Source organism: Streptomyces olivochromogenes (assembly GCF_021538895.1).
GTDB classification, from domain to species: domain Bacteria; phylum Actinomycetota; class Actinomycetes; order Streptomycetales; family Streptomycetaceae; genus Streptomyces; species Streptomyces olivochromogenes_A.
This window is the reverse complement of record NZ_JADDRL010000019.1, coordinates 83,238-105,790: the sequence shown is the minus strand read 5'-3', so window position 1 is coordinate 105,790 and position 22,553 is coordinate 83,238. Positions and strand designations below refer to the sequence as shown.

The window sequence follows — 22,553 nt, the reverse complement described above, 5'->3', positions numbered from 1 at the left end:
CGTGCGGTCTCCCACAGGCTGCGACTCGTCCGGCGGGTCCGTCGGGGCGCGGACCGGACGAGTGAGTACGACGGCGTGAGCGGGGAGCTCGCGATCAGCCGGGAGACGGTACGCGAGCGGGCGCGTGCGCGCGGAGGCCGACGCCGACGAGGCCGGCTCCGCGTCCCGGTGGTGTCGCGCGGCCGCCCGGCGCGGGGCGACCGCGCGGGGGCGGTCAAGGAGTCCAGGCCGTACCGGCCGGAGCCGGGACCGGGGCCGGGAGCGGTGTCGGCACCGGTTTCGGTGTCGCGGCGGCCCCTGACTCCGCGGACCCGGGTCCGAACACGCGCCAGCGCGGCGGCAGTTGCCGGCCCGCGGCCCGCAGGAGCCGACGGCCCCGATCAACCGCCGAGGGCGTGCACCTCGTTCATGATGGTGCGCATCTGCGGTGCCGACTTCTGGGCGTAGTCGCTGCCGGTGTAGCCCCACCAGTCCCAGCAGCCCTGGGGGTTGAGGCGCACCAGGCTGATGTCCGTCTGCGGGTAGAGGATCACCAGGTGGTTGGTGTCCGCGTACTCGTTGAGGTGGGACTCACGGGCGAAGCGGGAACCGACGAACTTGTTGTCACTGAGGCAGCCATGCAGGGCGACGACCAGCTTGCACGCCTCGCCCGCCGCGCAGGAGGACGGCGTGTAGAGGTAGCTCTTGCTCCCCATGCTGTACCACTGGGCCCAGCCGCCCGGCGTGTACCGGTCCTGGTCGTGCTCGGTGAGCGTGCCGGTCTGGGTGTCGGCGGGCGGGTTGACGTTGCCGCTGCCCAGCCAGTGCCGGAGCATCTCGCCCTGCGGGTCGTCGCCGCAGTTGATGAGGAACGGGTAGAAGGTCCAGCCGCACGGAAGCGGGGCGTTGGGGGTGGGCCAGCCGTGCCCCGCCGGGTCGGTGTCGTGGTACGCGGTCCGCGCCCCGAAGTCCCGGTAGAACTGCACCCCTTCGTCGCTGACCCGGTCCTGTACCAGCGGGTCCTTGGTACCGTGGTACGTCCACACGGGCTTGCCCGCGAGGTTGGAGACGGGGTCGATCCTCCCCTCGGCGGACCAGCGGCGGGCGATGTTCTCGATGCCCTCCGGGTCGGTGGAGATCAGCCCGGTCCCGCAGGCGATCAGGCCGGTGACGATACCGCCCTTGCCGCAGTAGTACGGGCCCGCGGCGACGATGCCGGCGCCCTTGAACGTGCCGGAGTAGGCCACCTGCAGCTGGGAGGCCATGAAGCCGCCCGACGATATCCCGGTGACGTAGGTGTCGGTGATGTCGAGGCCGGGCAGGCCCGGCTCGCCCCAGGCCTGGGCGGGCGAGGTGACGCCGAACGCGGCGGCCAGGGCGGCTGCCAGGGTGACAGCGGCGGCTCTCAGGGAGCGGAACCTCATTGTGCGCTCTCCTTCACTGATGGGGGATTCTCCCGCAGGACCGGCGGCGTGATCTCGCGCTTGAGGATCTTGCCCGTCGGCCCCTTGGGCAACGCGTCGGTGATCCGCACCAGACGCGGGTACTTGTACGGGGCGACCCTGGCCCGGACGAACTCCCGCAGCTCGTCGGGGTCCACGGTCCCCTCGTGGCCGGATCCCAGGGCGACGACGGCGGTGACCTCCTCGCCCAGTTCCGGATGGGGGGTGCCGAGCACGGCGGCCTCGGCGACCGCCGGGTGCTCGTACAGCACCTCCTCGATCTCGCGCGGATAGACGTTGAAGCCGCCGCGGATGATCAGTTCCTTCTTGCGGCCGACGATCCGCAGCAGCCCGTCCGGTTCGCGCACCCCGAGGTCACCCGTGCGGAACCAGCCGTCCCGCAGAGCCTCTTCGGTCGCGTAGGGCCGCTGCCAGTAGCCCTTCATCACGTTGTGGCCGCTGATGGCGATCTCGCCGGCGGTCCCGTCGGGCAGCTCGCGCCACTCGTCGTCCTGCACGCGGACGCGTACGCCGTCGATCGGCAGCCCGACGGTGCCCGCACGGCGCGGCCCCTCGGGGCGGTTGAAGCAGGCGACCGGGGAGGTCTCGGACAGGCCGTAGCCCTCCAACAGCGGGCAGCCGAAGGCCTCCTCGAAGGCGTGCAGGATCTCCACCGGCAGCGCCGCGCCACCGGACGCGGCCAGCCGCAGCCGCCCGCGATGCGCGTCCGTCAGCGCCGGGTGGGCGAGCAGCGCCCCGAACATCGTGGGGACGCCCTCGAAGATCGTGACGTCGTCCCGGAGCAGCATCTCCAGTGCCCGGCCCGCGTCGAAGCGCGGCAGCAGGGTCAGGCAGGCCCCGGCCGCCATCGCGCAGTTGAGGGCACATGTCTGGCCGAAGGAGTGGAAGAGGGGCAGTCCGCCGAAGACGACGTCGTCCGGAGTCAGGCGCAGCAGCGAGGAGTTGGTCGCCTCCACGTTGTGCAGCAGGTTGTGGTGGGTGAGTTCGGCCCCCTTGGGGCGGCCGGTCGTGCCGGAGGTGTAGATGATGACCGCCGTGTCGCCCGGATCGCGCTCGGCGGTCTCCGCGAGCGGCTCGTGCCCGTCCAGGACCGTCGCCGAGTCCACCAGCAGCCGCGCCCCCGAGTCCGCCAGGCAGTGCTCGACCTCGCGCTCCTTCAGCAGCGGGTTCACCGGCACGACGACGCCGCCCGCGCGCAGGATGCCGTAGTAGAGGACCGCGAACGCCGGCACGTTGGGCAGGCTCAGTCCCACCCGGTCGCCGGGCCGCACGCCGCGCGAGCGCAGCTGGGCGGCGGCGCGCGCCGACTCCCGCTCCAACCGGGCGTACGTCACGACCTCGTCGTCGAGCCGGAGGGCGGGCCGGTCGGGGTGGCTTGCGGCGGTATTCGACAGCAGCCGGGCGAGATTCACGAAGGAACTCCTTGGCGTGGTGGTTCAGTGGGGGAGGGGGCAGGAGTTGGCGACGTCGGCAGGCGGCGCCGGCCGGGCGATGGTGCCGCTGGGCGGTGGGGCGTCGTGGTGCTCCACCCAGGCCGTCAGCGCCGTGAACGCCTCGCGGTAGCAGGGCAGGATCGGGCGCAGCTCAAGCGGGTGTACGTCGTAGAGCGCGTCGATGTGCGTACCGTCCTCGACGCGGTAGTAGCGGTGCAGCTCCGCCCGGTCGCGAGCGGCGATCATCGCCGCGTACCGGTCGGAGTCCGTGCGGATCGGCAGCAGCGCGTCGAGGTCTCCGTGCAGGGTGATCAGCGGTTTGCCGATCCGACCGGTCAGCGCCACCCGGCGCAGTGCCCCGCGCACGGAGGCGGGGCGTGAGGAGTAGACGTACTCGGCGTCCGAGGCGCAGGGCGAGACGATCTCGGCGGGGCTGGAACCGGCTGACGCACCGGGGCAGTTCGGGTCGTAGGCCGGGTCGAACTCCGCCCGGTACGTCTTCTGTGTCACGCCCCAGTACGCCAACGCGTGGTAGGGCCACAGGAATTCGCTGCCCGGTTGGAAACCGGCCCGGATCATGTCGTTGTGGCTCGCCGCGCCGCGACTCCATGCCACGGCTGTCGGCAGGTAGCTGAAGATGTTGGGCTCGTCGGCGGTCAGGAGCGAGCCCTCCCAGTCGACGCCGCCGTCGTACAACTCGGGGTGACGCTCCAGCTGCCACCGGGTGAGATAGCCGCCGTTGGAGATTCCCGTCATGTAGGTGCGCTTCGGGGTGCGCCCGTAGTACGCGCCGACCGTCCTCTTCGCCGCTCGCGTCAACTCGGTGACCCGCCGGTGCCATTCGGCGACCGCGTCACCGGGCCGCCGCCCGTCCGTGTAGTAGTCGGCACCGCTGTTGCCCTTGTCGGTGGCGGCGAAGGCGTAGCCCTGGGCCAGTACCCAGTCGGAGATCCCTCGGTCGAGCGAGTACTGCTTGCGGGTGCCCGGGGCTCCCGTGACGACGAGCCCGCCGTTCCAGTGCTCGGGCAGCCGGATCACGAACTGGGCGTCATGTCTCCAGCCGTGCGTGGTGTTGAGCGTCGAGGTGTCCGGGAAGTAGCCGTCGAGCTGCACGCCGGGCACACCGGGCGGGTTCTCGGTACGGGCGGACAACAGCCCCTTCCAGTCCGAGGGGTCGGTGTAGTCCGTACCGGTGAGCGCGGTGCTGGACATGTCGTCCAGGCACGCGGTGCGGACGTACGCGGCACCCGGCACCCGCACCCCGGGGCAGTCCGAGCCCCGGTGGCCCGGGGCGGACAGCGCGTCGGTCGCCGTCACTGCGGAGGCCAGCAGCGCGAGCGTGACGGCGAGCAGACCGGTTCTGCGGTGGGACCGCACGGAGACCTCCCGGGAGCACGGAGTTGACGTATGAGTAACGTCAGCCATGGTTCGCTTTCGGGCACGACCCAGGCCATGGAGTGAATCCACGTTGTCGGGCCACGAGGAGTGGAGCTTCACTCCATCGCGGCGGACGGTGACCGGTCCTTACCGTCTGCAGCCATGACCAGCAGCACGTCGACCCACGGGCCGCCCGGCACAGCGCGGCCCCTGCTCACGACCCACTCGCTCACCAAGTCCTTCGGCGGGTTCACCGCGTTGGGCCCGGTGGACCTGAGCGTCGCCGAGGGCACCGTGCACGCCCTCGTGGGGCCCAACGGTGCCGGCAAGACGACCCTCTTCCACCTGCTCACCGGCTACCTGCGGCCCACTACGGGCCGGATCGCCCTCGCCGGGCGGGATGGCACGGGCCGTCCGCCCGAGCGCATCGCCCGCCTCGGCGTCGCGCGCTCCTTCCAGGTCACCAGTTTGTTCGCGACCGTCAGCGCGGTCGAACACGTCGAGCTGGCGCTGATGTCGGGCAGTTCGCTCGGCCGCGCCTTCTGGCGCTCCGACCGGCAACTGGCCCGTCATCGCTCACCCGCCCTGGATCTGCTGGACCGAGTGGGACTGGCCGACTGGGCCGGCGAGCCCGCCGGCCGGCTGCCGTACGGACGCGGCCGCGCGCTCGAACTCGCCCTGGCCCTCGCCCTCGACCCCAGGCTGCTGCTGCTCGACGAGCCGACCGCGGGCATGGGTGTGGAGGACGTGGAGCGCACGGTCGAGCTGATCGCGCGGATCCGGCACGGCCGTACCGTCGTCCTCGTCGAGCACAACATGTCGGTCGTCGCCTCCCTCGCCGACCGGGTCACCGTCCTGCAACGCGGCCGGCTCCTCGCCGAGGGCGCGTACGACGAAGTCCGCGCCGACGAACGGGTGGTCGAGGCCTATCTGGGGACGGGCCATGACTGAGCCACTCCTGCGGGTGCGCGACCTGGACGCCCACTACGGCGGGGCCCAGGCGCTGCGCCAGGTGTCCCTGCACGTCACACCCGGTGAGGTCGTCACCCTCGTCGGCCGCAACGGCGCGGGCAAGACCACCCTGCTGCGCTGCGTCATGGGCCTGCACACCGCGACGGCGGGCGAGATCACCCTGGCCGGGCGGGACATCGGTGCCCTTCCCGCGCACCGCCGGGCCCGCCTCGGCCTCGGCCATGTCCCCGACGACCGGGGGATCTACGCCGGGCTGAGCGTCGCCGAGCACCTGGCGTTCCCGCACCACGACCGGGCGAACGGCTGGACGCTGGAGCGGATCCACGACACGTTCCCCGTGCTCGCCGACCGCCGCCGCACCCCGGCCGCCAAGCTCTCCGGCGGCGAGCAGCAATTCCTCGCCCTCGCCCGGGTATTGCGGATGGGCTCCCGCGTGATGCTCTGCGACGAGCCCACGGAGGGCCTCGCCCCTGGGGAGCTTGCCGGTGCGTTCCTTGAACCTCAGCACTCGCAGATGGGCGCCGACCTGATCATCACCGTCTTCGCGGTGGTCGTCATCGGCGGCCTCGGCTCCGTGCCGGGCGCCGTGGTCGCGGGCTTCACCATCGGCATGCTCCAGGCGCTGGGCAACCTCTACGTCCCCGTGCTCTCCCAGACCTCGGTCTTCCTGCTCATGGCCGTCGTCCTGCTGGCGCGCCCGGCCGGACTCTTCGGCAAGGAAGGGCAAGCATGATCCTCAGACGACTCGCGGGGGCGGGCGGCCTGCCGCTGCTCGTGCTCGCGCTCGGCTTCGCCCTCGCGCTTCCGTGGCTGCTCTACCCGCCGGTCGCGACCGACATCCTGTGCTGGGCGCTGTTCGCGGTCGCCCTCGACCTGCTCATCGGCTACGCCGGGCTGCTGTCCTTCGGACACGCCGCCTTCTGGGGTTCCTCGGCCTATGCCACGGGACTCATCGCGATCCACACCGGGCTGCCCTTCCCCGTCGCGGTGCTCGGCGGCGCGGTGCTCGCGGCCGTACTGGCGCTGCCGATCGGCTTCCTCGCCGTACGCCGCACCGGCATCTACTTCGCCATGGTCACCCTGGCCTTCGCCCAGCTCGTGTACTTCACCGCCAACCAGTGGAAGGACGTGACCGGCGGCGAGAACGGCCTCCAGGCGATCCCCCGGAAACTCCCCGGCCTCGACCTGGACGACGCGTTCACCTTCTACTACGCCGCGCTGCCCCTCGTGCTGGCCGCCCTGTTCGCCGCCTGGCGCACGGTGCGCTCCCCGTTCGGCCGGGTCGTCACCGCGGTGCGCGACAACCCCGACCGCACCCGGGCCCTCGGCTACTCCGCCGACCGCTACCGGCTCGCCGCCTTCACCGGCTCCGCTTTCCTCACCGGCGTGGCCGGCGGCCTCTACGCGATCAACCACCGCTTCGCCTCGCTCCAGGAGGTCTACTGGACCACCTCGGGCAAGGCGGTGGTGATGGTGCTGCTCGGCGGGATCGGCACCCTGTGGGGCGCCGTGGTCGGCGCGGCCGCCCTGGTCCGGCTGGAGGACTGGCTGGCCACGGCGGGCTTCGAGCAGACCCAGGTGGTGACGGGGACGGTCTTCATCGCCGTCGTCCTGCTCGTCCGGCGCGGGCTGTGGGGCACAGCGGCCGCCCTGGCACGAAGGGCCATGGAGAAAACATCCACACCCCGAGCGGAATTGGTAGATGACACATCCATACCAAGGAAGCTGCGGGCGTGAGGTATCACTGCCCGTGTGACGACGACGCGCACGGCCACCGGTGACCTGCTCCGGCTCCTGAGACAGGAGGCGGAGGAAGCGGAGTTCCACACCCTCGGCGCCGACGAGCCCCTGGTCGAGGCCGCGCTGGAGATACGTGCCCGGCTGGCCGCCCACCGGCGGCGCGAGGCCGCGCTCGGGGCGCTCTACGAGACGGCACGCGACCTCGCCTCCCTGCGCGACCTGGAGGAGGTGCTGCAGGCCATCGTCCGCCGCGCCCGCACCCTGGTCGGCACCGACGTCGCCTATCTCCTGCTCTACGACCCCGAGCAGGGCGACACCTACGTCCGGGTCACCGACGGCATCAGCACCGAGGCGTTCAAGACCGGCCGGCTCGCGGTGGGCACCGGCCTCGGCGGTCTGGTGGCGGAGACGGCACAGCCGTACCACACCGCCGACTACCCCAACGACGCCCGCTTCGCGCACTCCGACTACGTCGACGGCGTCATCCGGGAGGAGGGACTGGTCGCCATCCAGGGGGTGCCGCTGAAGTTCGGCGACCAGGTGTACGGGGTCCTCTTCGTCGCCAACCGCCGCGTACGGCCTTTCTCGCCCGACGAGGTCGACCTGCTGATCTCGCTCGCCAACCACGCCGCCCTCGCCATCGAGAACGCGACCCTCTTCGAGGAGGTCCACAAGGCCGCCGCCGTCCACGAACGCCTCACCGCCGTCGCCCTGGAGGGCGGCGGCGCGGCCGGACTGGCCCGGGCGCTCGCCGAGATCCTGCGCGGCAGCGTCCGCGTCCTCGACGCGGCCGACCGGCCGCTGGCCGCCGCCGGCGACTCCCCGCCCGAACCCGACGGCCTGGTACGGGAGATGACGGAGGCACGGACAAGCCGCGCCTCCGCGGTACGCGGCGGGTCCTGTGTCACCCCGATCGTCGCCGCCGACGAGTACCTCGGCGCGCTCCTCCTCGTGCGGGGCGGGCTCGACGCCTCCGACGTGCATGCGATGGAGCGCGCCGCCCAGGCCGCCGCGCTGATGCTGCTGAGCGAACGCGGCGTCGCCGAGGCCGAACAGCGGCTGCGCGGGGAGATCCTCGACGACCTGTTGGGCACGCCGCACCGCGACCCCGAGGGGCTGCGCCGCAGGGCCTCCCTGGTGGGACTGGACCTGGGACGGGAACACGTGGTGCTGGTGGCCCGCGGCGAGGACCGCGGCGGGCGGCGCCGCATCACGGACGCCGCGGGCGCCTACGCGGCCCGGCTCGGGGGCATCGCGGGCGAGTACGGCGGCAACACCGTCGTCGTCCTGCCCGGCACCGACGAACCGGGAGCGGCCGCGCGTGCCCTGGCCGGTGCGCTGGCCGCCGCGTCCGGGCGGCCGGTCACCGTGGGCGGGGAGGCCGGCGCCGGCGGAGCGACGGCCATCGTCGAGGCCCACCGGGACGCGGCCCGCTGCCTGGACGTGCTGCTCGCCCTCGACCGCGCCGGTGAGGGCGCGTCCCGCGACGACCTCGGCATCCACGGCATCCTGCTCGGCCAGGCAGGACGCGAGGAACTCGCCCGCTTCGTCCGCCGCACCATCGGCCCGCTGCTCGACCACGACGAGACCCGCGGCAGCGACCTGGTCCGCACCGGGCTCACCTACTTCGCCTGCGACGGCGGCCTCGCCCGTACCGCCGCGGCGCTCTACATCCACGTCAACACCCTCTACCAGCGCCTGGACCGGATCTCGGCGCTGCTGGGCCCGCAGTGGCGCCACGGCGACCGGGCACTGCAGGTGCACCTGGCGCTGAAGACCCACATCGCCTCAGGATGAGCGGGACGGTGGCACCCTCGCCGGTCGGCGGAGAGCGGCGTCGTCTTCGGTCCAACGCCGCTCGCTCTGCTGGGTCGTCCCTGGTCCGTGCGAAGCGGTGGCGGGTTCGCGGTCGGTGACGTCGAGGACCAGCCCCTTGGGCTGCAGGATGGTGCGCGTGTCGAACACGGGCGTGCGGTCCGGTGCCGGGGCGAGCCGGTAGCGGGAGAGGACCGTCGCGGTGGCGATGACCATCGCGACCGTCCCGAAGTGCGCGCCCAGACACATGCGTGGCCCGCCGCCGAAGGGGAGGTACGTGTATCCGGGCAGCCGTGGGGTCGCCGCGCGGTCGATCCAGCGGTCCGGGTCGAAGACCAACGGGTCCTCGTAGAGCGCCGGATCCCGGTGCAGTGCGAAGGGGCTGATCGCGACCCGCTGTCCCGGCCGCAGTGGGACACCGCCGAGCACGTCGGGTTCCTCGACCGTCCGCTCCAGGTACCACAACGGCGGATACAGCCGCAGCGTCTCCTTCACCACCGCCTCGGTGACCTGCAGGCGCGGCAGATCGGCCGCCACGGGCAGCCGCCCGGCCAGTTCCCGGTCGACCTCGTCCACCACCCGCCCGTGCAGCTGCGGATGCCGGTCCAGCAGCAGGAACAGCCAGGCCAGCGCGGCGGCGGTGGTCTCGTGCGCGGCGAACAGGTTCGCGACGATCACACTGACCGCACCCTCGAAGGTGAGCGCGCCCTCGGCGCAGGCCTCGATCAGCAGATCGGCGACCGCTGGAGGCGCACCCGCCGGTTCCGCGCCACGGGCCGCCACCAGGCGCGACACCTCTGTCACCAACTCCCGCCCGGCGCGCCGCAGTCGTCGCCTGCGCAGGAGTGACGTCCCGCCGGACCACGGCACGGCGGCGGGCAGCCGGGCGTCCTGCAGCCTCGCCACCAGGTCGGGCACCCGTCCGGGCTCGGGCCCCAGACAGAACTCGGCGATGAGACGAGCGCTGAGCTCCTCCAGCGCCCCGATCGCCTCGATGCTCCCGGCGGCCCGCCAGCGCTCGGCGTGCCCGGCCACCACCCGAGCCATCCCGTCCCCGGCGGCCCGCAGACCGGTGCGGTTCAGCCCCCGCCCGGCGAGTCCGCGGGCACGCATCCACCGGGCCACGTCCTGCGACGCGCGGCTTCCGTCGGTCTCCTCGCCCAGCAGGTCCCGGGTGATGGCGTAGGTGCCGTTCGTGTTCTTCAGCACCTGCTCGACCAGGACCGGCGAGTTGACCATGTACAGGCTGTCGTCGAAGCGGACCAGGTCCCCGTACTCCCGCTGCCGGAGCAGAAAACCCAGCGCGTCCCGCCCGAACGCGAGCCTGTTGCCGAACCCGTACCCCTCGGGGCCGGGCGGCACGGAAGCCGCCGCCATCGGGATCACCCGCCCACGTTGTAGTAGTACAGCGCGTGCGAGCCCGTGTTGCCGAACACGCTCCTCACGTAGCTGTTGTGCCCCAGCCTGGCCCCCGAGGGGTCGGGGGTCACGCTGGTGCCGGTGGCCGCGAAGGCCGATCCGGCGCCGAGCAGCGCCGCGATGCTCGTGACGGTGACCAGCAGGATCCTGCGTGCGTGCTTCATGGCGGTCATGGCCGTCCTCCTTTCACCCGCCGGGCGGCCGGTCCGCCCGTGCGTTGCTTCCCATTGGCACGGTCCGGCGCCGTCGGGGCACGTCACGGAATGTCGGGACGTGCCAAAAGGCGACCGGAGGTGTATCGGGTGAGCGGGCCGCACGGCAGCCGGAAGGTCATCGGCGCCGAAAGTGCCGAAGGTGCCGATGACCGCCGGAAGAGAGGGGGCCGTACGCTGACCGGGCGCTGACGGCGGACGGGGGGAAGGACCCTGGTCGGCCGGGCGCCGGCAGTGGGTGAGGGAGGGACGCATGGGCGGGACGGCACCCCCGGGGACGGTCCTGGTCGTGGACGACGACGCGGCCATCCGGCGGTCGTTGGAGCGCGGGCTGCGGCTGAGCGGATTCACGGTGCGCACCGCGCCCGACGGGCTCGGCGCGCTGGCCGCCGTCGCGGACGGACCGCCCGACGTGCTGGTCCTCGACGTGTCGATGCCCGGCATGAGCGGCATCGAGGTGTGCGCACGGCTGCGCGCCGACGGCCGGGACCTGCCGGTGCTCATGCTCTCCGCGCTCGACGAGACCGCCGACCGGATAGCCGGCCTACAGGCCGGCGGCGACGACTACCTGGTCAAGCCGTTCGCCCTGCAAGAACTGGTACTGCGCCTGCGCGCGCTGCTGCGCCGACGGCCGCCCGCCGCCCAGGAGCAGGCGCTGCGGGTGGCGGACCTGCTGATCGACACCGCCGCCCGCACCGTCCGGCGGGGCGGACGGCCGCTGGACCTCACCCGGCGCGAGTTCGAGTTGCTGGAGGTGCTGGCCCGCAACGCCGGACTCGTCCTCACCCGCGACCAGTTGCTGGAACGGGTGTGGGGCTACGACTTCGACGTGCGCACCGATGCCGTCGACACCTTCGTCAGCTATCTGCGGCGCAAGCTGGAGGCCGACGGCGCGCCGCGGCTGATCCAGACCGTGCGCGGGGTCGGCTTCGTCCTGCGGGAGGAGCCGTGAGGCTGTCGGCCCGGATCGGGCTGGCGGTCGGCTGCACGGTACCGCTGCTGGTACTGGCCTGCGGATGGCTGCTGCTCCAGCTCGTCGCCCGCGACCTGCACCGCGCGGAGGACGATCATCTGCGGGAACGGGCGGCGGCCCTCGTCCCGGACGCCCGGGCGCTGGTGCGGGCCGGGGCGGCCGGCCGGCCCAAGGCGGCGGACAACCATGAACGCGCCCTGTACAGTGCGGCGCTCGACGTGGGCGTACGGGTCGTGGGGCCGGACGGCTCCTTCAGCGGCGGGCCGCAGCCCGATGCCGCCGTGCGCCTGCCCGCGCGGACCGGCGTTCCGGTCACCGTGCGCGGCGGCGGCGACAGTTGGCGGGCACTGGCCCGCCCGGTGCGCACTCCGCGGGCCGCCGGCACCCTGTGGGTGTTCGCGCCGGACACCGCCGACCGCGGCCAGCTCCGGCTGGTCCGACGCCGGGTGCTGGTCACCACCGTGCTGGCGGCCCCCTTGTCCGGGCTGCTGGCCTGGGGGATGTCCGCCGGTGCCGCCGCGCCACTGCGCAGGCTGACCCGCAGCACCGCCGGACTCGACCCGCGCACCGACCGCGCGCGCCCGCCGCTGGAGCGGACCGGCATCACCGAGGCCGACGAGCTGGCCGCGACGGTGCGCACCGTGCTGGCCCGCTACGACGAACAGGCCGCCCGAACCGCCGAGGCGCTGGACACGGCCCGCTCCTTCTCCGCGGCCGCCGCCCACGAACTGCGCACTCCGCTGATGAGCATGGGCACCAACCTGGACATCCTGGCCGATCACCCCGGGCTGCCCGAACCCGACCGCACGGAGGTCCTCACCGACCTCCGGAGCGAGCACGGCAGGCTGCTGGGCCTGCTGGTGATGCTGCGCGACCTCGGGCGCGGGGACCTGGTGGAGGCGGACGCGTTCCGCACCGCCGACCTGACGGAGCTCGCCGAGACGGCCGTCGCCGATGCCCGGCGCCGCGCGCCCGACGCGCTGATCGCGCTGGACGCACCGGCGGGGATCACCGTGCGCGGCTGGGAACCGGGACTGCGTCTGCTGCTGGACAACCTGCTGGCCAATGCCGTCGCGCACGGCGTCGACGCGCGGGGGCGGGTGAGCGTGACGGTGGGGATACGGCGCGCCGAGGAGTGGATCGTACTCACCGTGGACGACGACGGCCCCGGGCTGCCCGAGCAGGACCGGGAGCGGATCTTCGAGCGGTTCCGGCGCGGCCCGGCCAGCGCAGGCTCCGGGCTCGGCCTCACGCTGGTGGCCCAGCAGACCGCGCTGCACCGGGGCACCATCACGGTCGGCGGGGCTCCCGGCGGCACGGGGGCGCGCTTCGAGGTACGGCTGCCGGCCGGAGCGGGGGAACTGCCGCACCGCCGTGACTGGCTGATCGGTACGGCCGGGACATACCGGTCACAGAGTTTCCCCAAAGAGGGCTCCTAGCCTGCCGCGGGACGGGCGGCCGAGCGGTCCGTCCGGAAACGGAGGCACGTGATGGACAACCGGCGAAGGCGCCGCACCCTGCTGGCCGGGCTCGCCACGGCCGCGCTGCTCGCGGGCGGCACGGGCGCGGCCGCGGCCGACAGCACCCCCGCCCCGGGACCGACCGGCGACGGCGCCAAGGCGCTGTGCAAGCGGGTGCCGAAGATCGACCGGCGGATCGACCGGGCGCTGAAGCGACTGGAGGCCGGCGCGGGCACCCGCGGCTCGGTGGCCCGGCTGGAGCGCCGTGTGGACAACGCCAAGAAGGCGGGCCACACCGAGATCGCCACGTTTCTCGGGGACCGGCTGACGACCCGCAAGGCCTTGGTACCGATGCTCAAGCAGCGGCAGAAGGACCTCGCCGAGGTCAAGACGTGGTGCCAGGACAACGACGGCGGGAAGGCAGCGGGCTGATGCGCGCACGGGCCCTCGCCGTGTCGGCGGTGCTGCTGGCCGCTCTCGCCGTCGGCTGCTCCGGCCACGACGGGGCGTCGTCGAAGACTCCCGCGGCCACGCCGTCGGGCTACTCGCAGATGCAGCAGAAGGTGAACTCGGCCGAGTCGGCGGCCGCCGCGGCCGACCGGGACGCGGCCTCGAACGCGGACCGCTGACCCGCGGGGGAGCACGGCCGGGCGAGGACCCCTCGGGGCCCCGACCCGGCCGCGTTCCTCCGGGGACCCGGAGGCTACGGCTCGCCGGCGTGCCGGGCCCGCTCTCACGGCAGCAGCCGCCGCTCCTTCGCGGCCGCGACCGCGCCCGCGCGGGTGTCCACGCCGAGCTTGTCGTAGATGCGGCGCAGGTGGGTCTTGACCGTGGCCTCGCTGATGTACAGGGCGCGGGCGATGTCCCGGTTGCCGATGCCGCGGGCGAGCTGGGCCAGGATGTCGCGCTCGCGGTCGGTGAGCGTAGGCCGGGGCCGGCGCAGATTGGCCATCACGCGGTCGGCGACCGGCGCGGACAGGGCGGTGCGTCCCTCGGCGGCGGCGTGGATCGCGGCGAAGAGCTCGTCGGGGCGCTCCGCCTTGAGCAGATAGCCCGTGGCGCCGGCCTCGATGGCACGGGTGATGTCGGCGTCGGTGTCGTAGGTGGTCAGGACCAGGACGTGCGGCGAGGCGCCGGGCGCGGAGGTCAGGCGGCGGGTGGTCTCCACCCCGTCGATGCCCTCGCCCAGCTGCAGATCCATCAGCACCACGTCCGGGCCGAGTTTCGCGGCCAGCGCGAGCGCCTCCTCGCCGGTACCGGCCTCACCGACGACCTCGATGTCCGGGGCGCTGTCGAGCAGCGCGAGCAGCCCGGCCCGTACGACGGCGTGGTCGTCGCAGACCAGGATGCGCACCGGAGCGCGGTCGGGGGTCATCGGGGCGCCTCCAGGGGGACGGCGGCGGACAGCACCGTGCCCTCGCCGGGTGTGGACTCGATGGTCAGGGTGCCACCGAGCGCGCGCAGCCGGGCCCGCATGGCGAGCAGCCCGTGCCCGCGCCCGTCGCCGGGGGAGTCGGGCAGCGCGTCGGGGTCGAAGCCGTGGCCGTCGTCCGAGACGTCCAGCACGACCTCGTCGTCGAGCAGGGTGAGGGTGAGCGCGGCACCGCTCGCGCCGGCGTGCTCCCGGACGTTGGCCAGGGCGCCCTGCGCGATGCGGAGCAGGGCGGACTGGACGCGGTCCGGCAGCCGGGCGAGCTGGCCGTCGTCATCGACATGGACACGTACGGTGAGGTGCGCGCCGGACTCCCGCTCGGCCAGGGCGCGCAGCGCCTGGTCGAGGCCGCCGCCACGGGCGAGGTCGGCGGGGGCCAGGTCGTGCACGAAGCGCCGGGCCTCGGCGAGGTTGTGCTCGGCGACGGACGCGGCGGTGCGCACATGGGCGCGGGCCTTGTCCGGTTCGGTCTCCCACACCCGCTCCGCCGCCTGGAGCAGCATCCGCTGGCTGGACAGGCCCTGGGCGAGCGTGTCGTGGATCTCCATGGAGAGCCGCTCGCGTTCGGCGAGAGTGCCCTCGCGGCGCTCCGACGCGGCGAGTTCCCTGCGGGTGCTGATCAGGTCGTCGATCAGCACGCGCTGGCGGGCCGTGTGCCGTTCCATCTGCAGGAAGACGGCCGTGGCGAGGGCGGCGACGGCGGGCGGCGCGAGCACCAGGTTCGGGTCGAAGCGCCCGGCGAGCTGTACCTGCGCGGCGACGACGAAAGCCGTCAGGACCGCCACGAGAACGAGTGCGGCACGAGGCGGCAGCATGCGCAGGCCTGTGTAGAAGAGGGGCACGGCGCACCACGCGAAGCTGGGCGCGAGTACCACCAGCACCATCCACACCACGACGACCAGCGCCAGCCAGGCCGAGCGCCGCCGGGTGGCCCCCGGGCCCGTGTCGCCCCGCCCGCCGGGCCCCAGCAGATGCAGCACGGCGAGCACGACGGACAGCCCGATGATCCACGGCGTGCGCGGCTCACCGGGATGACGCAGCAGGAACCGGGCGAGCGCCCCGCCGAGCAGCAGGAAGAACGCCGCGTGCATCACGGCGCCGAGCCACCGGCTGTCGACGGCGCTCGGCTCGAACCAGCGGGTCACCGTCGCCGTCGTCGACCGCAACGGCAACACGATCGTCACCCTGCGCGGCGACGGTGCCGGACCGCAGTCCTACGAGTCCGCCGAGCGCAAGGCGTTCACCGCGGTCTCCTGGAACGCCCCCACCTCCCAGCTGGTCGAGCGTCTGCAGCAGGCTCCGACCCTGAAGGACGTCCCCGGCACGCTGTTCCTCGCGGGCGGTGTCCCCGTCACCGACGGGACCGCGCCGATCGCGGGCATCGGCGTCGCGGGCGCTCCGTCCGGCGCGCTGGACGAGAAGTTCGCCCGGGCCGGCGCGAACGCGATCGCCCGCCACTGACCTTCCCGAGCGTGTGCGCGCGGCCCCGACCGGCGCAGGTCGGGGCCGCACCCACAGGTACGCATCGCACCAGGGCCTGTCCTGCCATGCCCTAGCGCAGCACCGTCTCCCGCCACAGGGCCGTCGCCTCGTCCGCCACCGCCGGTGCGGCCAGCAGCAACGGGGTGTCGTACGCGGGGAGTTCGGGGATCGCCACCGCGCCCGCCTCCGTCGCGATCAACAGGGGCGGCAGGGCGTCCACCGGGTGGAACTCGCCGATCGCCGCCGCCGTCGCGCGGCCCGCCGCGACCTGGACCAGGGACAGGGCCGTCGAGCCCATGACCCGTACGGTGCAGTGCCGGGACGACAGCTCTCGCAGCAGGTCGTCCATGCCCGGCCAGTGGGCGTGGGCGGCCCACTCCGTCATGAACACGTGCCCGGTCAGGGTGTCGTGGGCGGCCGCACGGATCGGACGGCCGTTCAGGTGCGCTCCGCCGCCCCGGGTCGCGGTGAAGATCTCCCGGCGCCAGGGATCGGCCACCACGCCCAGCAACGGGACACCCCGCGGGCTCGCCAGGCCCAGCGAGAACGAGCACCAGCCGATGCCGTGCGCGTAGTTCGTCGTACCGTCCACCGGGTCGATCACCCAGTGCGGCGCACCCTTCGTACCCTCGTGGACGCCGTACTCCTCGCCCTCGATGCCGTACTCCGGGAACTCGCGGCGCAGGACGGCCCGGACGTGGGCCTCCACCGCTTCGTCCGTGTCCGTCACGATGTCGGCGGGGGTGGCCTTCTCCCGTACGTCGCTCACGTCGTCCGTGGCGCGAGGCTGACGGATCCGTTCCGAGGCCCATTCGGCGAGTTCCGTCGCCACTGCCAGTTCCCGGTCCATCAGTCGCCCACCGCCACAGTCGCTCCCGCTGTCCCGCCAGTTCTACAACATCGGCGGCCCACCGCCCGGCCCGGCCTGCCCCATGACCTGGCGTGCGTGCAGTTCGGAGCGTACGAGTTCCAGGAGCCGGCCCATCCAGTTACGGCCCCGGCCGGAGTTGTCGCCCCAGAAGTACGAGTCCGCGTCGTCGTGGATCAGGGCCGCGTTGCCGGTTCCCAGAAGGATCTCGGCCAGGTCGGGATGCTGGCCGTACTTCCCTCCCGACGCGGTGCCTCGGCGGCAAGCCCGCGCGCCGCGTCGCCCGTGTCCGCCCTCGCGACCGCGTCCCCCACCGCGGGGTCGGCGACCGACAGCGCCCAGTAGGCGTGGGCGACGGACGGATAGGCGACCTCCGCGACGACGACCGGGGCGGGGTAGTCGTTGCGCAGGCCACGCGTGCCCGGGTCGGCCACTCGCTCCTGCGGATACGAGTGGTTCAGCTTGACCGCGGGAGCGTGCGAGGTCGCCGGTCCGTCGGCCGGGATCCGGGAGGGCCGCTCCGCGGTCCACCGAGCCCGTTCCTCGAAGTAGCAGACGGCCTCGTCGTACACCTCCTGCGTGACAGGTGCGTCGGGCCGTTCAGCTGGTCGATGGTGTCCCGGACCTCGGCCACCAACAGGGGTGATCCGTCTGCCGATCATGCTGCGGGTGTGCCGGACAGGATGTGGAGGAGGCACACCCATTGAATGGCCGCACCCTCAGGGCGACATCGGGTGGCGGACCCGGGCAGGCCTGAAGTTCCTACGGAACTTCGCCGAGGACTGGCCCGAGCCGATCGAGGGCTCCGCATACGGCGAGGTCGAGTACGGGCTCACCCGGACCGAGTGGGCGAGCCCGCCGTCGAGTCACCCGTAGTACGACCACGCCTGGTTGGCGGCGCCGGAGATGCAGCCCCAGAGCTGCATCTTGGTCCCGTAGTTCGGGATGGTGTTGGCGTCCGCGTCGAGACACGTGCCCGACGCGCGGTTCACGAGGGAGTTGCCCGAGGGGGACCACACCTGGTTGTTGTTGCCGTTGCAGTCCCAGAGCTGCACCTTGGTCCCGTTGTTGGGAATCGTGTTGGCGTCCGCGTCGAGACACTGGAAGCCCTGGCCGGTCTGCACGTAGTAGTAGCCCCTGGAGATGACGGAGAAGTACCAGACCTGGTTGTTGTTGCCGTTGCAGCCCCACAGCTGCGCCTTGGTCCCGTTGTTGGGGAGGGTGCTGGCGTCCGCGTCGAGACACAGGTTGCCGGTCGCCCGGCTGGTGATCTTCTGGAAGCGGTACATGATCCAGTCCGACGCCTTCCGCGTGGCGGGGACCTTCGCGTCCGCGGGAGCGGGCAGTTCACTGAGCGACGAGATGTCCACGATCCGGGGCCCCGCCGCCGCAGGAGCGGACGGCGACGCCTCGACCGGCTGGGCGACACTCAGGGTCAGGGCGAGGGACACGACGCCCAGGGCGGTGGTGGTACGAAGGCCGGTCCTGGCCTTCGGGCGTGACAGCTGACGGGACACGAAGCCTCCGTGTTCACATGCGCATTGGCGTCGATTTGCCCTGATGGGGACTTGGCGGCAAGTGGACCAGGCGAAGTCCCGCCCGGCAACGCGACACGTCCACAAGATCACCAACGGCCACCGGACGGCCCATTGCGTCGCCGCCCATCCCTTCGCCACCGCCCAACGATCCCCGCCCTGGGACCTGTTCGAGCGGGTGCCGGGGCAGACGGCCGGTCAGGTTCCTGGGATGATCCGGCGGGTCTCGTAGGCCCACATCGCGATTTCCACGCGGTTGCGGGCGCCGAGTTTGGCCATCAGGCTCGCCAGGTGGGTCTTCACCGTGCTCAGGCTGATGTGCAGGGCATCGGCGATCTCGGTGTTGGTCAGCCCGCGGGCGACGGCGAGGAGTACCTCCTCCTCGCGGGTGGTGACCGGGGAGACGGGCTGGGCGGCGGGCCGCCCGGCCGGCAGGTCCGCGAAGGCCCGCAGCAGGCGCACGGTGACGCTGGGCGCGATGAGTGCCTCGCCGTCGGCGGCCGAGCGCACGGCCTGTGCCAGCAGCTCCGGCCCGGTGTCCTTGAGCAGGAAGCCCCGGGCCCCCGCGCGCAGGGCGCCGTACACGTACTCGTCGAGATCGAACGTGGTGATCACGACGACGACCAGCGGATCGGCGACGCCCGGACCGGCGATCAGCCGGGTGGCCTCCAGCCCGTCGAGCCGGGGCATCCGGATGTCGAACAGGCAGACGTCGGGGCGCAGCTCGCGGGCCAGGCGTACCGCCTGCTGCCCGTCGGCCGCCTCATCGACCACCTCGATGCCCGGCTGCGCGTTCAGCATGATCCGCAGCCCCGTACGGATGATCGCCTGGTCGTCAGCGACGAGGACGCGGATGGACACCGCTGCCCGCCCTCCCTCTCGGCAACTCGGCCTCGACAAGCCAGCCCTGGTCGGCGCCGGGACCGGCCCGCAACTGTCCGCCGAGCAGCGCGGCGCGCTCACGCAACCCGGCGAGACCGTAGCCGTCGCGGACCCGGCCGGCCCGTTGGCCGTCGTTCCGCACCGTCACCCGTATCCTCCGCGGTTCTCCGGTGACCCGGACGACGACCTCGGTCGCGTTGACCGCGTGGCGCATGGCGTTGGTCACCGACTCCTGCACGATGCGGTAGACCGCCGCGTCCACGGCCGGCGGCAACGCGGTCAACTCGCCGACGAGCCCCAGGTCGACGCGGAGCCGACCACCCGGGGCGCGCACCAGGCGCTCCAGGTCGGCGACACCGGCCGGCGGCGTCAGCTCGGCGCCGGCCCTTGCGTCGCGCAGCGCGGCGACCATGGCTCGCATCTCCTCCAGCGTGCGCGCACCCTCCTCCTCGACACCCTCCAGTGCCTCGACGGCGGCGGCCGGATCCGTGCCCGCGACCACTCGGCCCGCCTGGGCGCGGATCACCATCGCCGAGACGTGATGGGCCACCGTGTCGTGCAGTTCCCGGGCGAGTTGCTCGCGCTCGCGGGAACGTACCCGCTCCAGTTGCCGCTCGCGGGCGGTCGCCCGGAACCGTACGGATGCCCCGATCACCGCGGGCAGGAACAGGAAGGCGAATCCCGCGACCTGTTCGCCGGCCGGGGTCCGGTCCGTGACCGCCGACAGACCGAAGGCCGCCAGGACGACCGCGACGCCCAGCACGATCTCCCGCCCCGACCCCCACCGGGGCAGCGCATACACCAGCAGGAGGACGACCAAGCCGACGTGCAGACCGACCGGCTCCCGAGGGGTGGCCACCAGCGAGACGACCTGGAGCACGATCATCGCGCCGAACGCGAGCACGACCGTCGTCAGCGGGCGGGTCCGGCGCCACAGGGGCAGCACGCACAGCCAGACGGCGATGACCACGGCCACCGGCCGCCACACCACGTCCGCGCGCAGCGTGGCCTCCAGCACCACACCGGTCAGGCCCGCGGCGAGCAGCGCCCAGTCCCGCCACACCCGGCCGGGCGCGTTGGGCGGCCGTGGTTCGGTCCACAGGGTTCGCAGGTCGTCTCGCAGCACGGTGCTCAGCTTAGGGAGCACGCCGCGCCGCGCATCGGCCGAAAGGACGGGACGTCGCTCGGTCCCGGGGCGGACGGATCGGCGGCTCGCGAGCCGATGTCCCGGAGCGCCGCTCCGACGAACCTCGGCATCGGCGGCCGTACGGAGGCGGCCGACAAGGTGGTTGGAGGACCGATGCTCTCGAAAGCCCTCTTCCGTGTGGGTGGTTGTGCCGCCCGCCATCCCTGGCGGGTGATCGCGGCATGGGTACTGGCGGCCGCGCTCGCGGTCGTCGCCGCCGTCGCCTTCGGCGGGCGGACCGCGGACTCGATGACCGCTCCGGGACTGGACTCCCAGCGGGCCGCGGAGCTGATCGAGCGGGCCGGCACCGGGCAGGACGGGATGACCGCCCAGGTGGTCGTCACGCCGCTCGACCGCGGGGCGACGTTCTTCGACCACGGCGGCACGCGCACCGCGCTGGCGAGGCTCAGGTCCGAGGTGCGGCGACTGCCGCACGTGCTCGGTACGAGCGACCCGGCGGGAGCACTCGACCGGGGCGGCGACTTCGCCGTGCGCGACGGTCTGGTCTCGGCCGACGGGCGGATCGCGGTGGTCCGGGTGCAGTACCCCGACCAGAGCCGGCTGTCGGCCAAGGATCTCCACGCCCTGGTCGACCTCGGCGACCGGCTGCGCGGCGAGTTGCCCCTGCGCATCGAGATGGGCGGGAATCTCTTCTACGTCTTCTCCGACCCCGACGGCGGCGCGAGCGAGCTGATCGGCATCCTCGCCGCGGCCACGATCCTGTTCCTGGCGTTCGGCTCGCTCGTCGCCGCCGCGCTGCCCATCGGCATGGCGGTCTTCGGGCTCACCGTCGGGGTGGCCACGATGACGGTCCTCGCGGGGATGACCCGGATCCCCACGTTCGCACCGGTCCTGGGCAGCATGGTCGGGCTCGGGGTGGGCATCGACTACGCGCTGTTCGTGCTCGCCCGGCACCGGGAGTACCTCGCGAACGGGCTCGATCCCCGTGCGGCGGCCGGGCATGCGGTGGCCACGGCGGGGCGTCCTGTGGTCTTCGCCGGCGGCACCGTCGTCGTATCCATCCTCGGCATGGCGGTCGCGAACGTGCCGTTCATGACGGTGGGCGGGCTCGCGGTCTCGATCGTCGTCCTGACCATGGTGGTCGCGTCGGTGACGCTGCTGCCGGCCTTCCTCGGCGCCGCCGGCCCGCGGCTGGCCCGGGCCGGTCGGCTCGTCCGGGCCCTCGGGTCCGGGAGGCCGGGCCGGCTCGTCCGGCGACGGGGTACCGAGGCGGGCGCCGCGCCCGCCTCCGGATGGCGGCGCTGGATCGGGCACGTCAGCCGGCACCCGCTGCCGTACGCGGTGGGCGCCGCCGGCCTGTTGCTGACGGCGACGCTGCCCGTGCTCGGCCTGCGCGTCGGCCTGCCCGACGACGGCTCGCTGCCACCGAGCCGCACCGAGCGCCGCGCGTACGACCTGGTCGCCGAGGGGTTCGGTCCCGGTACCAACGGTCCGCTCGTCATCGCCGCGGACCCTGCCGGTGTTCCGGGGGTGCTGGACCGGCTCGTCGCGGCGGTCGCCGCGGACCCGGGCATCGCCTCCGTCGCACCGGCCCAGGTGGACCGGGCCACGGGCATCGCGACCCTCGTGGTGTTCCCGAACACCGGCCCGCAGGAGCGGGCGACCTCCGACACGGTCGCCCGGCTGCGCGCCGAGGTCCTGCCCACCGTGGTCGGCCAAGGCCCGGCCAGGGCCCACGTCGGCGGCGCCGTGGCGAGCCTGTCCGATGTGGGCCAACGGACCAGCCGGCGCCTGCCGGTGTTCGTCGCCGCCGTACTGGCGCTGTCGTTCGCGCTGTTGATGCTGGTGTTCCGCTCGGTACTCGTACCACTCAAGGCGGTGCTGCTGAACCTGCTGAGCATCGGCGCGGCCTACGGCATCCTGGTCGCCGTCTTCCAATGGGGCTGGGGCGGCGCACTGATCGGGCTGGAGACGACGGTGCCCATCGTGTCCTTCATCCCGATGTTCCTCTTCGCCATCCTGTTCGGCCTGTCGATGGACTACGAGGTGTTCCTGCTGTCGCGTGTGCGCGAGGAGTACGAACGCACCGGCGACAACAACACGGCGATCGTGCGGGGCGTCTCGGGTACCGCCCGGGTCATCACATCGGCCGCGCTCATCATGGTGGCCGTCTTCCTGTCCTTCGTCGTCGCCGAGGACCCGTCCACCAAGATGTTCGGCCTCGGCCTGGCCACCGCGATCTTCATCGACGCCACGGTCGTCCGCATGGTGCTGGTACCCGCGACCATGACGCTCCTCGGCAAGGCCAACTGGTGGCTGCCGAGGTGGCTGGACCGGGTGCTCCCCGGGGGCCGGGCCGGCTGA

General features: G+C 73.0%; 22 protein-coding genes and 1 pseudogene. 10 read left to right on the top strand and 13 right to left on the bottom strand.

What is annotated here, in order from left to right:
• Positions 1 to 380: 380 nt before the first annotated feature.
• Genes IPZ69_RS12520 through IPZ69_RS12510 form a run of 3 tightly spaced genes read right to left on the bottom strand, consistent with a single transcriptional unit; the run spans position 381 to position 4,252 of the window.
• A complete protein-coding gene (locus tag IPZ69_RS12520; protein ID WP_235454150.1) occupies positions 381 to 1,403 on the bottom strand; it encodes an extracellular catalytic domain type 2 short-chain-length polyhydroxyalkanoate depolymerase in 1,023 nt (340 codons plus the stop codon).
• Complete coding sequence (locus IPZ69_RS12515; protein ID WP_235454149.1) at positions 1,400 to 2,854, bottom strand: long-chain-fatty-acid--CoA ligase; 1,455 nt, start codon at positions 2,852 to 2,854, stop codon at positions 1,400 to 1,402. Before IPZ69_RS12515 ends, IPZ69_RS12520 begins: the two co-directional genes overlap by 4 nt.
• Before the next feature lie 24 nt (positions 2,855 to 2,878).
• Positions 2,879 to 4,252, bottom strand: a complete 1,374-nt coding sequence (locus tag IPZ69_RS12510; protein ID WP_235454148.1) for a tannase/feruloyl esterase family alpha/beta hydrolase — start codon at positions 4,250 to 4,252, stop codon at positions 2,879 to 2,881.
• A 162-nt stretch (positions 4,253 to 4,414) separates the two neighbouring features.
• Between IPZ69_RS12510 and IPZ69_RS12505 the strand changes: the two genes are divergently transcribed.
• The 4 genes from IPZ69_RS12505 to IPZ69_RS12490 are packed head-to-tail and all read left to right on the top strand — an operon-like array spanning position 4,415 to position 8,761.
• The gene (locus IPZ69_RS12505) at positions 4,415 to 5,203 is read left to right on the top strand and encodes an ABC transporter ATP-binding protein (RefSeq protein ID WP_235454147.1); all 789 of its coding nucleotides are present in this window, start codon (positions 4,415 to 4,417) and stop codon (positions 5,201 to 5,203) included.
• On the top strand, positions 5,196 to 5,957 hold the full coding sequence (locus IPZ69_RS12500; RefSeq protein WP_235454146.1) for an ATP-binding cassette domain-containing protein: 762 nt from the start codon (positions 5,196 to 5,198) through the stop codon (positions 5,955 to 5,957). The genes IPZ69_RS12505 and IPZ69_RS12500 overlap by 8 nt, the downstream gene beginning before the upstream one ends.
• Positions 5,954 to 6,961 carry a branched-chain amino acid ABC transporter permease gene (locus IPZ69_RS12495; protein WP_235454145.1) on the top strand — a complete coding sequence of 336 codons (1,008 nt, stop codon included), beginning with the start codon at positions 5,954 to 5,956 and terminating at the stop codon, positions 6,959 to 6,961. The genes IPZ69_RS12500 and IPZ69_RS12495 overlap by 4 nt, the downstream gene beginning before the upstream one ends.
• 15 nt (positions 6,962 to 6,976) lie before the next feature.
• Positions 6,977 to 8,761, top strand: a complete 1,785-nt coding sequence (locus IPZ69_RS12490) for a helix-turn-helix domain-containing protein (protein WP_235454144.1) — start codon at positions 6,977 to 6,979, stop codon at positions 8,759 to 8,761.
• Here the strand turns inward: IPZ69_RS12490 and IPZ69_RS12485 are convergent.
• Together IPZ69_RS12485 and IPZ69_RS12480 are read right to left on the bottom strand one after the other, a co-directional pair.
• The gene (locus IPZ69_RS12485; RefSeq protein WP_235454143.1) at positions 8,753 to 10,156 is read right to left on the bottom strand and encodes a cytochrome P450; all 1,404 of its coding nucleotides are present in this window, start codon (positions 10,154 to 10,156) and stop codon (positions 8,753 to 8,755) included. The two genes, IPZ69_RS12490 and IPZ69_RS12485, sit on opposite strands and share 9 nt — an antisense overlap.
• 5 nt (positions 10,157 to 10,161) lie before the next feature.
• Positions 10,162 to 10,371 (bottom strand): hypothetical protein, encoded by a 210-nt coding sequence (locus IPZ69_RS12480; RefSeq protein WP_235454142.1) that lies wholly within the window; start codon positions 10,369 to 10,371, stop codon positions 10,162 to 10,164.
• Between the two features lie 292 nt (positions 10,372 to 10,663).
• On the opposite strand from IPZ69_RS12480, the gene IPZ69_RS12475 reads away from it, so the two are divergent.
• From IPZ69_RS12475 to IPZ69_RS12460, 4 genes are read left to right on the top strand one after another with little or no spacing between them, the layout of a single operon-like run.
• Positions 10,664 to 11,362, top strand: a complete 699-nt coding sequence (locus IPZ69_RS12475) for a response regulator transcription factor (protein WP_235454141.1) — start codon at positions 10,664 to 10,666, stop codon at positions 11,360 to 11,362.
• Complete coding sequence (locus IPZ69_RS12470; protein WP_235454140.1) at positions 11,359 to 12,822, top strand: sensor histidine kinase; 1,464 nt, start codon at positions 11,359 to 11,361, stop codon at positions 12,820 to 12,822. Before IPZ69_RS12475 ends, IPZ69_RS12470 begins: the two co-directional genes overlap by 4 nt.
• Positions 12,823 to 12,873: 51 nt before the next feature.
• Entirely contained in the window at positions 12,874 to 13,275 is a 402-nt protein-coding gene (locus IPZ69_RS12465) for a hypothetical protein (RefSeq protein WP_235454139.1), read from the top strand.
• Positions 13,275 to 13,472: a hypothetical protein gene (locus IPZ69_RS12460; RefSeq protein WP_235454138.1), complete on the top strand. Its 198-nt coding sequence runs from the start codon at positions 13,275 to 13,277 to the stop codon at positions 13,470 to 13,472. The genes IPZ69_RS12465 and IPZ69_RS12460 overlap by 1 nt, the downstream gene beginning before the upstream one ends.
• A gap of 104 nt (positions 13,473 to 13,576) precedes the next feature.
• On the opposite strand, the gene IPZ69_RS12455 is transcribed toward IPZ69_RS12460, so the two are convergent.
• Both IPZ69_RS12455 and IPZ69_RS12450 read right to left on the bottom strand, forming a co-directional pair.
• A complete protein-coding gene (locus tag IPZ69_RS12455) occupies positions 13,577 to 14,218 on the bottom strand; it encodes a response regulator (protein ID WP_235454137.1) in 642 nt (213 codons plus the stop codon).
• On the bottom strand, positions 14,215 to 15,366 hold the full coding sequence (locus IPZ69_RS12450; protein WP_235454160.1) for a sensor histidine kinase: 1,152 nt from the start codon (positions 15,364 to 15,366) through the stop codon (positions 14,215 to 14,217). Before IPZ69_RS12450 ends, IPZ69_RS12455 begins: the two co-directional genes overlap by 4 nt.
• 37 nt (positions 15,367 to 15,403) lie before the next feature.
• On the opposite strand from IPZ69_RS12450, the pseudogene IPZ69_RS12445 reads away from it, so the two are divergent.
• Positions 15,404 to 15,736 (top strand): annotated as a pseudogene (locus IPZ69_RS12445) (GlcG/HbpS family heme-binding protein); the annotation flags it as partial.
• A gap of 91 nt (positions 15,737 to 15,827) precedes the next feature.
• Here the strand turns inward: IPZ69_RS12445 and IPZ69_RS12440 are convergent.
• The 6 genes from IPZ69_RS12440 to IPZ69_RS12415 all read right to left on the bottom strand — a co-directional run bounded on the left by IPZ69_RS12440 (position 15,828) and on the right by IPZ69_RS12415 (position 20,168).
• The gene (locus IPZ69_RS12440; protein WP_235454136.1) at positions 15,828 to 16,607 is read right to left on the bottom strand and encodes an inositol monophosphatase family protein; all 780 of its coding nucleotides are present in this window, start codon (positions 16,605 to 16,607) and stop codon (positions 15,828 to 15,830) included.
• 42 nt (positions 16,608 to 16,649) lie between these two features.
• A complete protein-coding gene (locus IPZ69_RS47745) occupies positions 16,650 to 16,802 on the bottom strand; it encodes a hypothetical protein (RefSeq protein WP_374293264.1) in 153 nt (50 codons plus the stop codon).
• Entirely contained in the window at positions 16,802 to 17,197 is a 396-nt protein-coding gene (locus IPZ69_RS12435) for a hypothetical protein (protein ID WP_235454135.1), read from the bottom strand. The genes IPZ69_RS47745 and IPZ69_RS12435 overlap by 1 nt, the downstream gene beginning before the upstream one ends.
• A 294-nt stretch (positions 17,198 to 17,491) precedes the next feature.
• Positions 17,492 to 18,142 carry an RICIN domain-containing protein gene (locus IPZ69_RS47385; RefSeq protein ID WP_235454134.1) on the bottom strand — a complete coding sequence of 217 codons (651 nt, stop codon included), beginning with the start codon at positions 18,140 to 18,142 and terminating at the stop codon, positions 17,492 to 17,494.
• Between the two features lie 216 nt (positions 18,143 to 18,358).
• A complete protein-coding gene (locus IPZ69_RS12420) occupies positions 18,359 to 19,021 on the bottom strand; it encodes a response regulator (protein WP_235454133.1) in 663 nt (220 codons plus the stop codon).
• Entirely contained in the window at positions 18,996 to 20,168 is a 1,173-nt protein-coding gene (locus IPZ69_RS12415; RefSeq protein WP_235454132.1) for a sensor histidine kinase, read from the bottom strand. The genes IPZ69_RS12420 and IPZ69_RS12415 overlap by 26 nt, the downstream gene beginning before the upstream one ends.
• 174 nt (positions 20,169 to 20,342) lie before the next feature.
• On the opposite strand from IPZ69_RS12415, the gene IPZ69_RS12410 reads away from it, so the two are divergent.
• Positions 20,343 to 22,553: an MMPL family transporter gene (locus tag IPZ69_RS12410; RefSeq protein ID WP_235454131.1), complete on the top strand. Its 2,211-nt coding sequence runs from the start codon at positions 20,343 to 20,345 to the stop codon at positions 22,551 to 22,553.

Bases quoted from the DNA above. Each gene is read 5' to 3' on its own strand.
- IPZ69_RS12495 (WP_235454145.1), top strand. From the start codon at position 5,954: ATGATCCTCAGACGACTCGCGGGGGCGGGCGGCCTGCCGCTGCTCGTG.
- IPZ69_RS12440 (WP_235454136.1), bottom strand. From the start codon at position 16,607: ATGGACCGGGAACTGGCAGTGGCGACGGAACTCGCCGAATGGGCCTCG.
- IPZ69_RS12505 (WP_235454147.1), top strand. From the start codon at position 4,415: ATGACCAGCAGCACGTCGACCCACGGGCCGCCCGGCACAGCGCGGCCC.
- IPZ69_RS12475 (WP_235454141.1), top strand. From the start codon at position 10,664: ATGGGCGGGACGGCACCCCCGGGGACGGTCCTGGTCGTGGACGACGAC.
- IPZ69_RS12485 (WP_235454143.1), bottom strand. From the start codon at position 10,156: ATGGCGGCGGCTTCCGTGCCGCCCGGCCCCGAGGGGTACGGGTTCGGC.
- IPZ69_RS12410 (WP_235454131.1), top strand. From the start codon at position 20,343: ATGCTCTCGAAAGCCCTCTTCCGTGTGGGTGGTTGTGCCGCCCGCCAT.
- IPZ69_RS12455 (WP_235454137.1), bottom strand. From the start codon at position 14,218: ATGACCCCCGACCGCGCTCCGGTGCGCATCCTGGTCTGCGACGACCAC.
- IPZ69_RS12460 (WP_235454138.1), top strand. From the start codon at position 13,275: ATGCGCGCACGGGCCCTCGCCGTGTCGGCGGTGCTGCTGGCCGCTCTC.
- IPZ69_RS12520 (WP_235454150.1), bottom strand. From the start codon at position 1,403: ATGAGGTTCCGCTCCCTGAGAGCCGCCGCTGTCACCCTGGCAGCCGCC.
- IPZ69_RS12465 (WP_235454139.1), top strand. From the start codon at position 12,874: ATGGACAACCGGCGAAGGCGCCGCACCCTGCTGGCCGGGCTCGCCACG.
- IPZ69_RS12450 (WP_235454160.1), bottom strand. From the start codon at position 15,366: ATGCACGCGGCGTTCTTCCTGCTGCTCGGCGGGGCGCTCGCCCGGTTC.
- IPZ69_RS12500 (WP_235454146.1), top strand. From the start codon at position 5,196: ATGACTGAGCCACTCCTGCGGGTGCGCGACCTGGACGCCCACTACGGC.
- IPZ69_RS12480 (WP_235454142.1), bottom strand. From the start codon at position 10,371: ATGACCGCCATGAAGCACGCACGCAGGATCCTGCTGGTCACCGTCACG.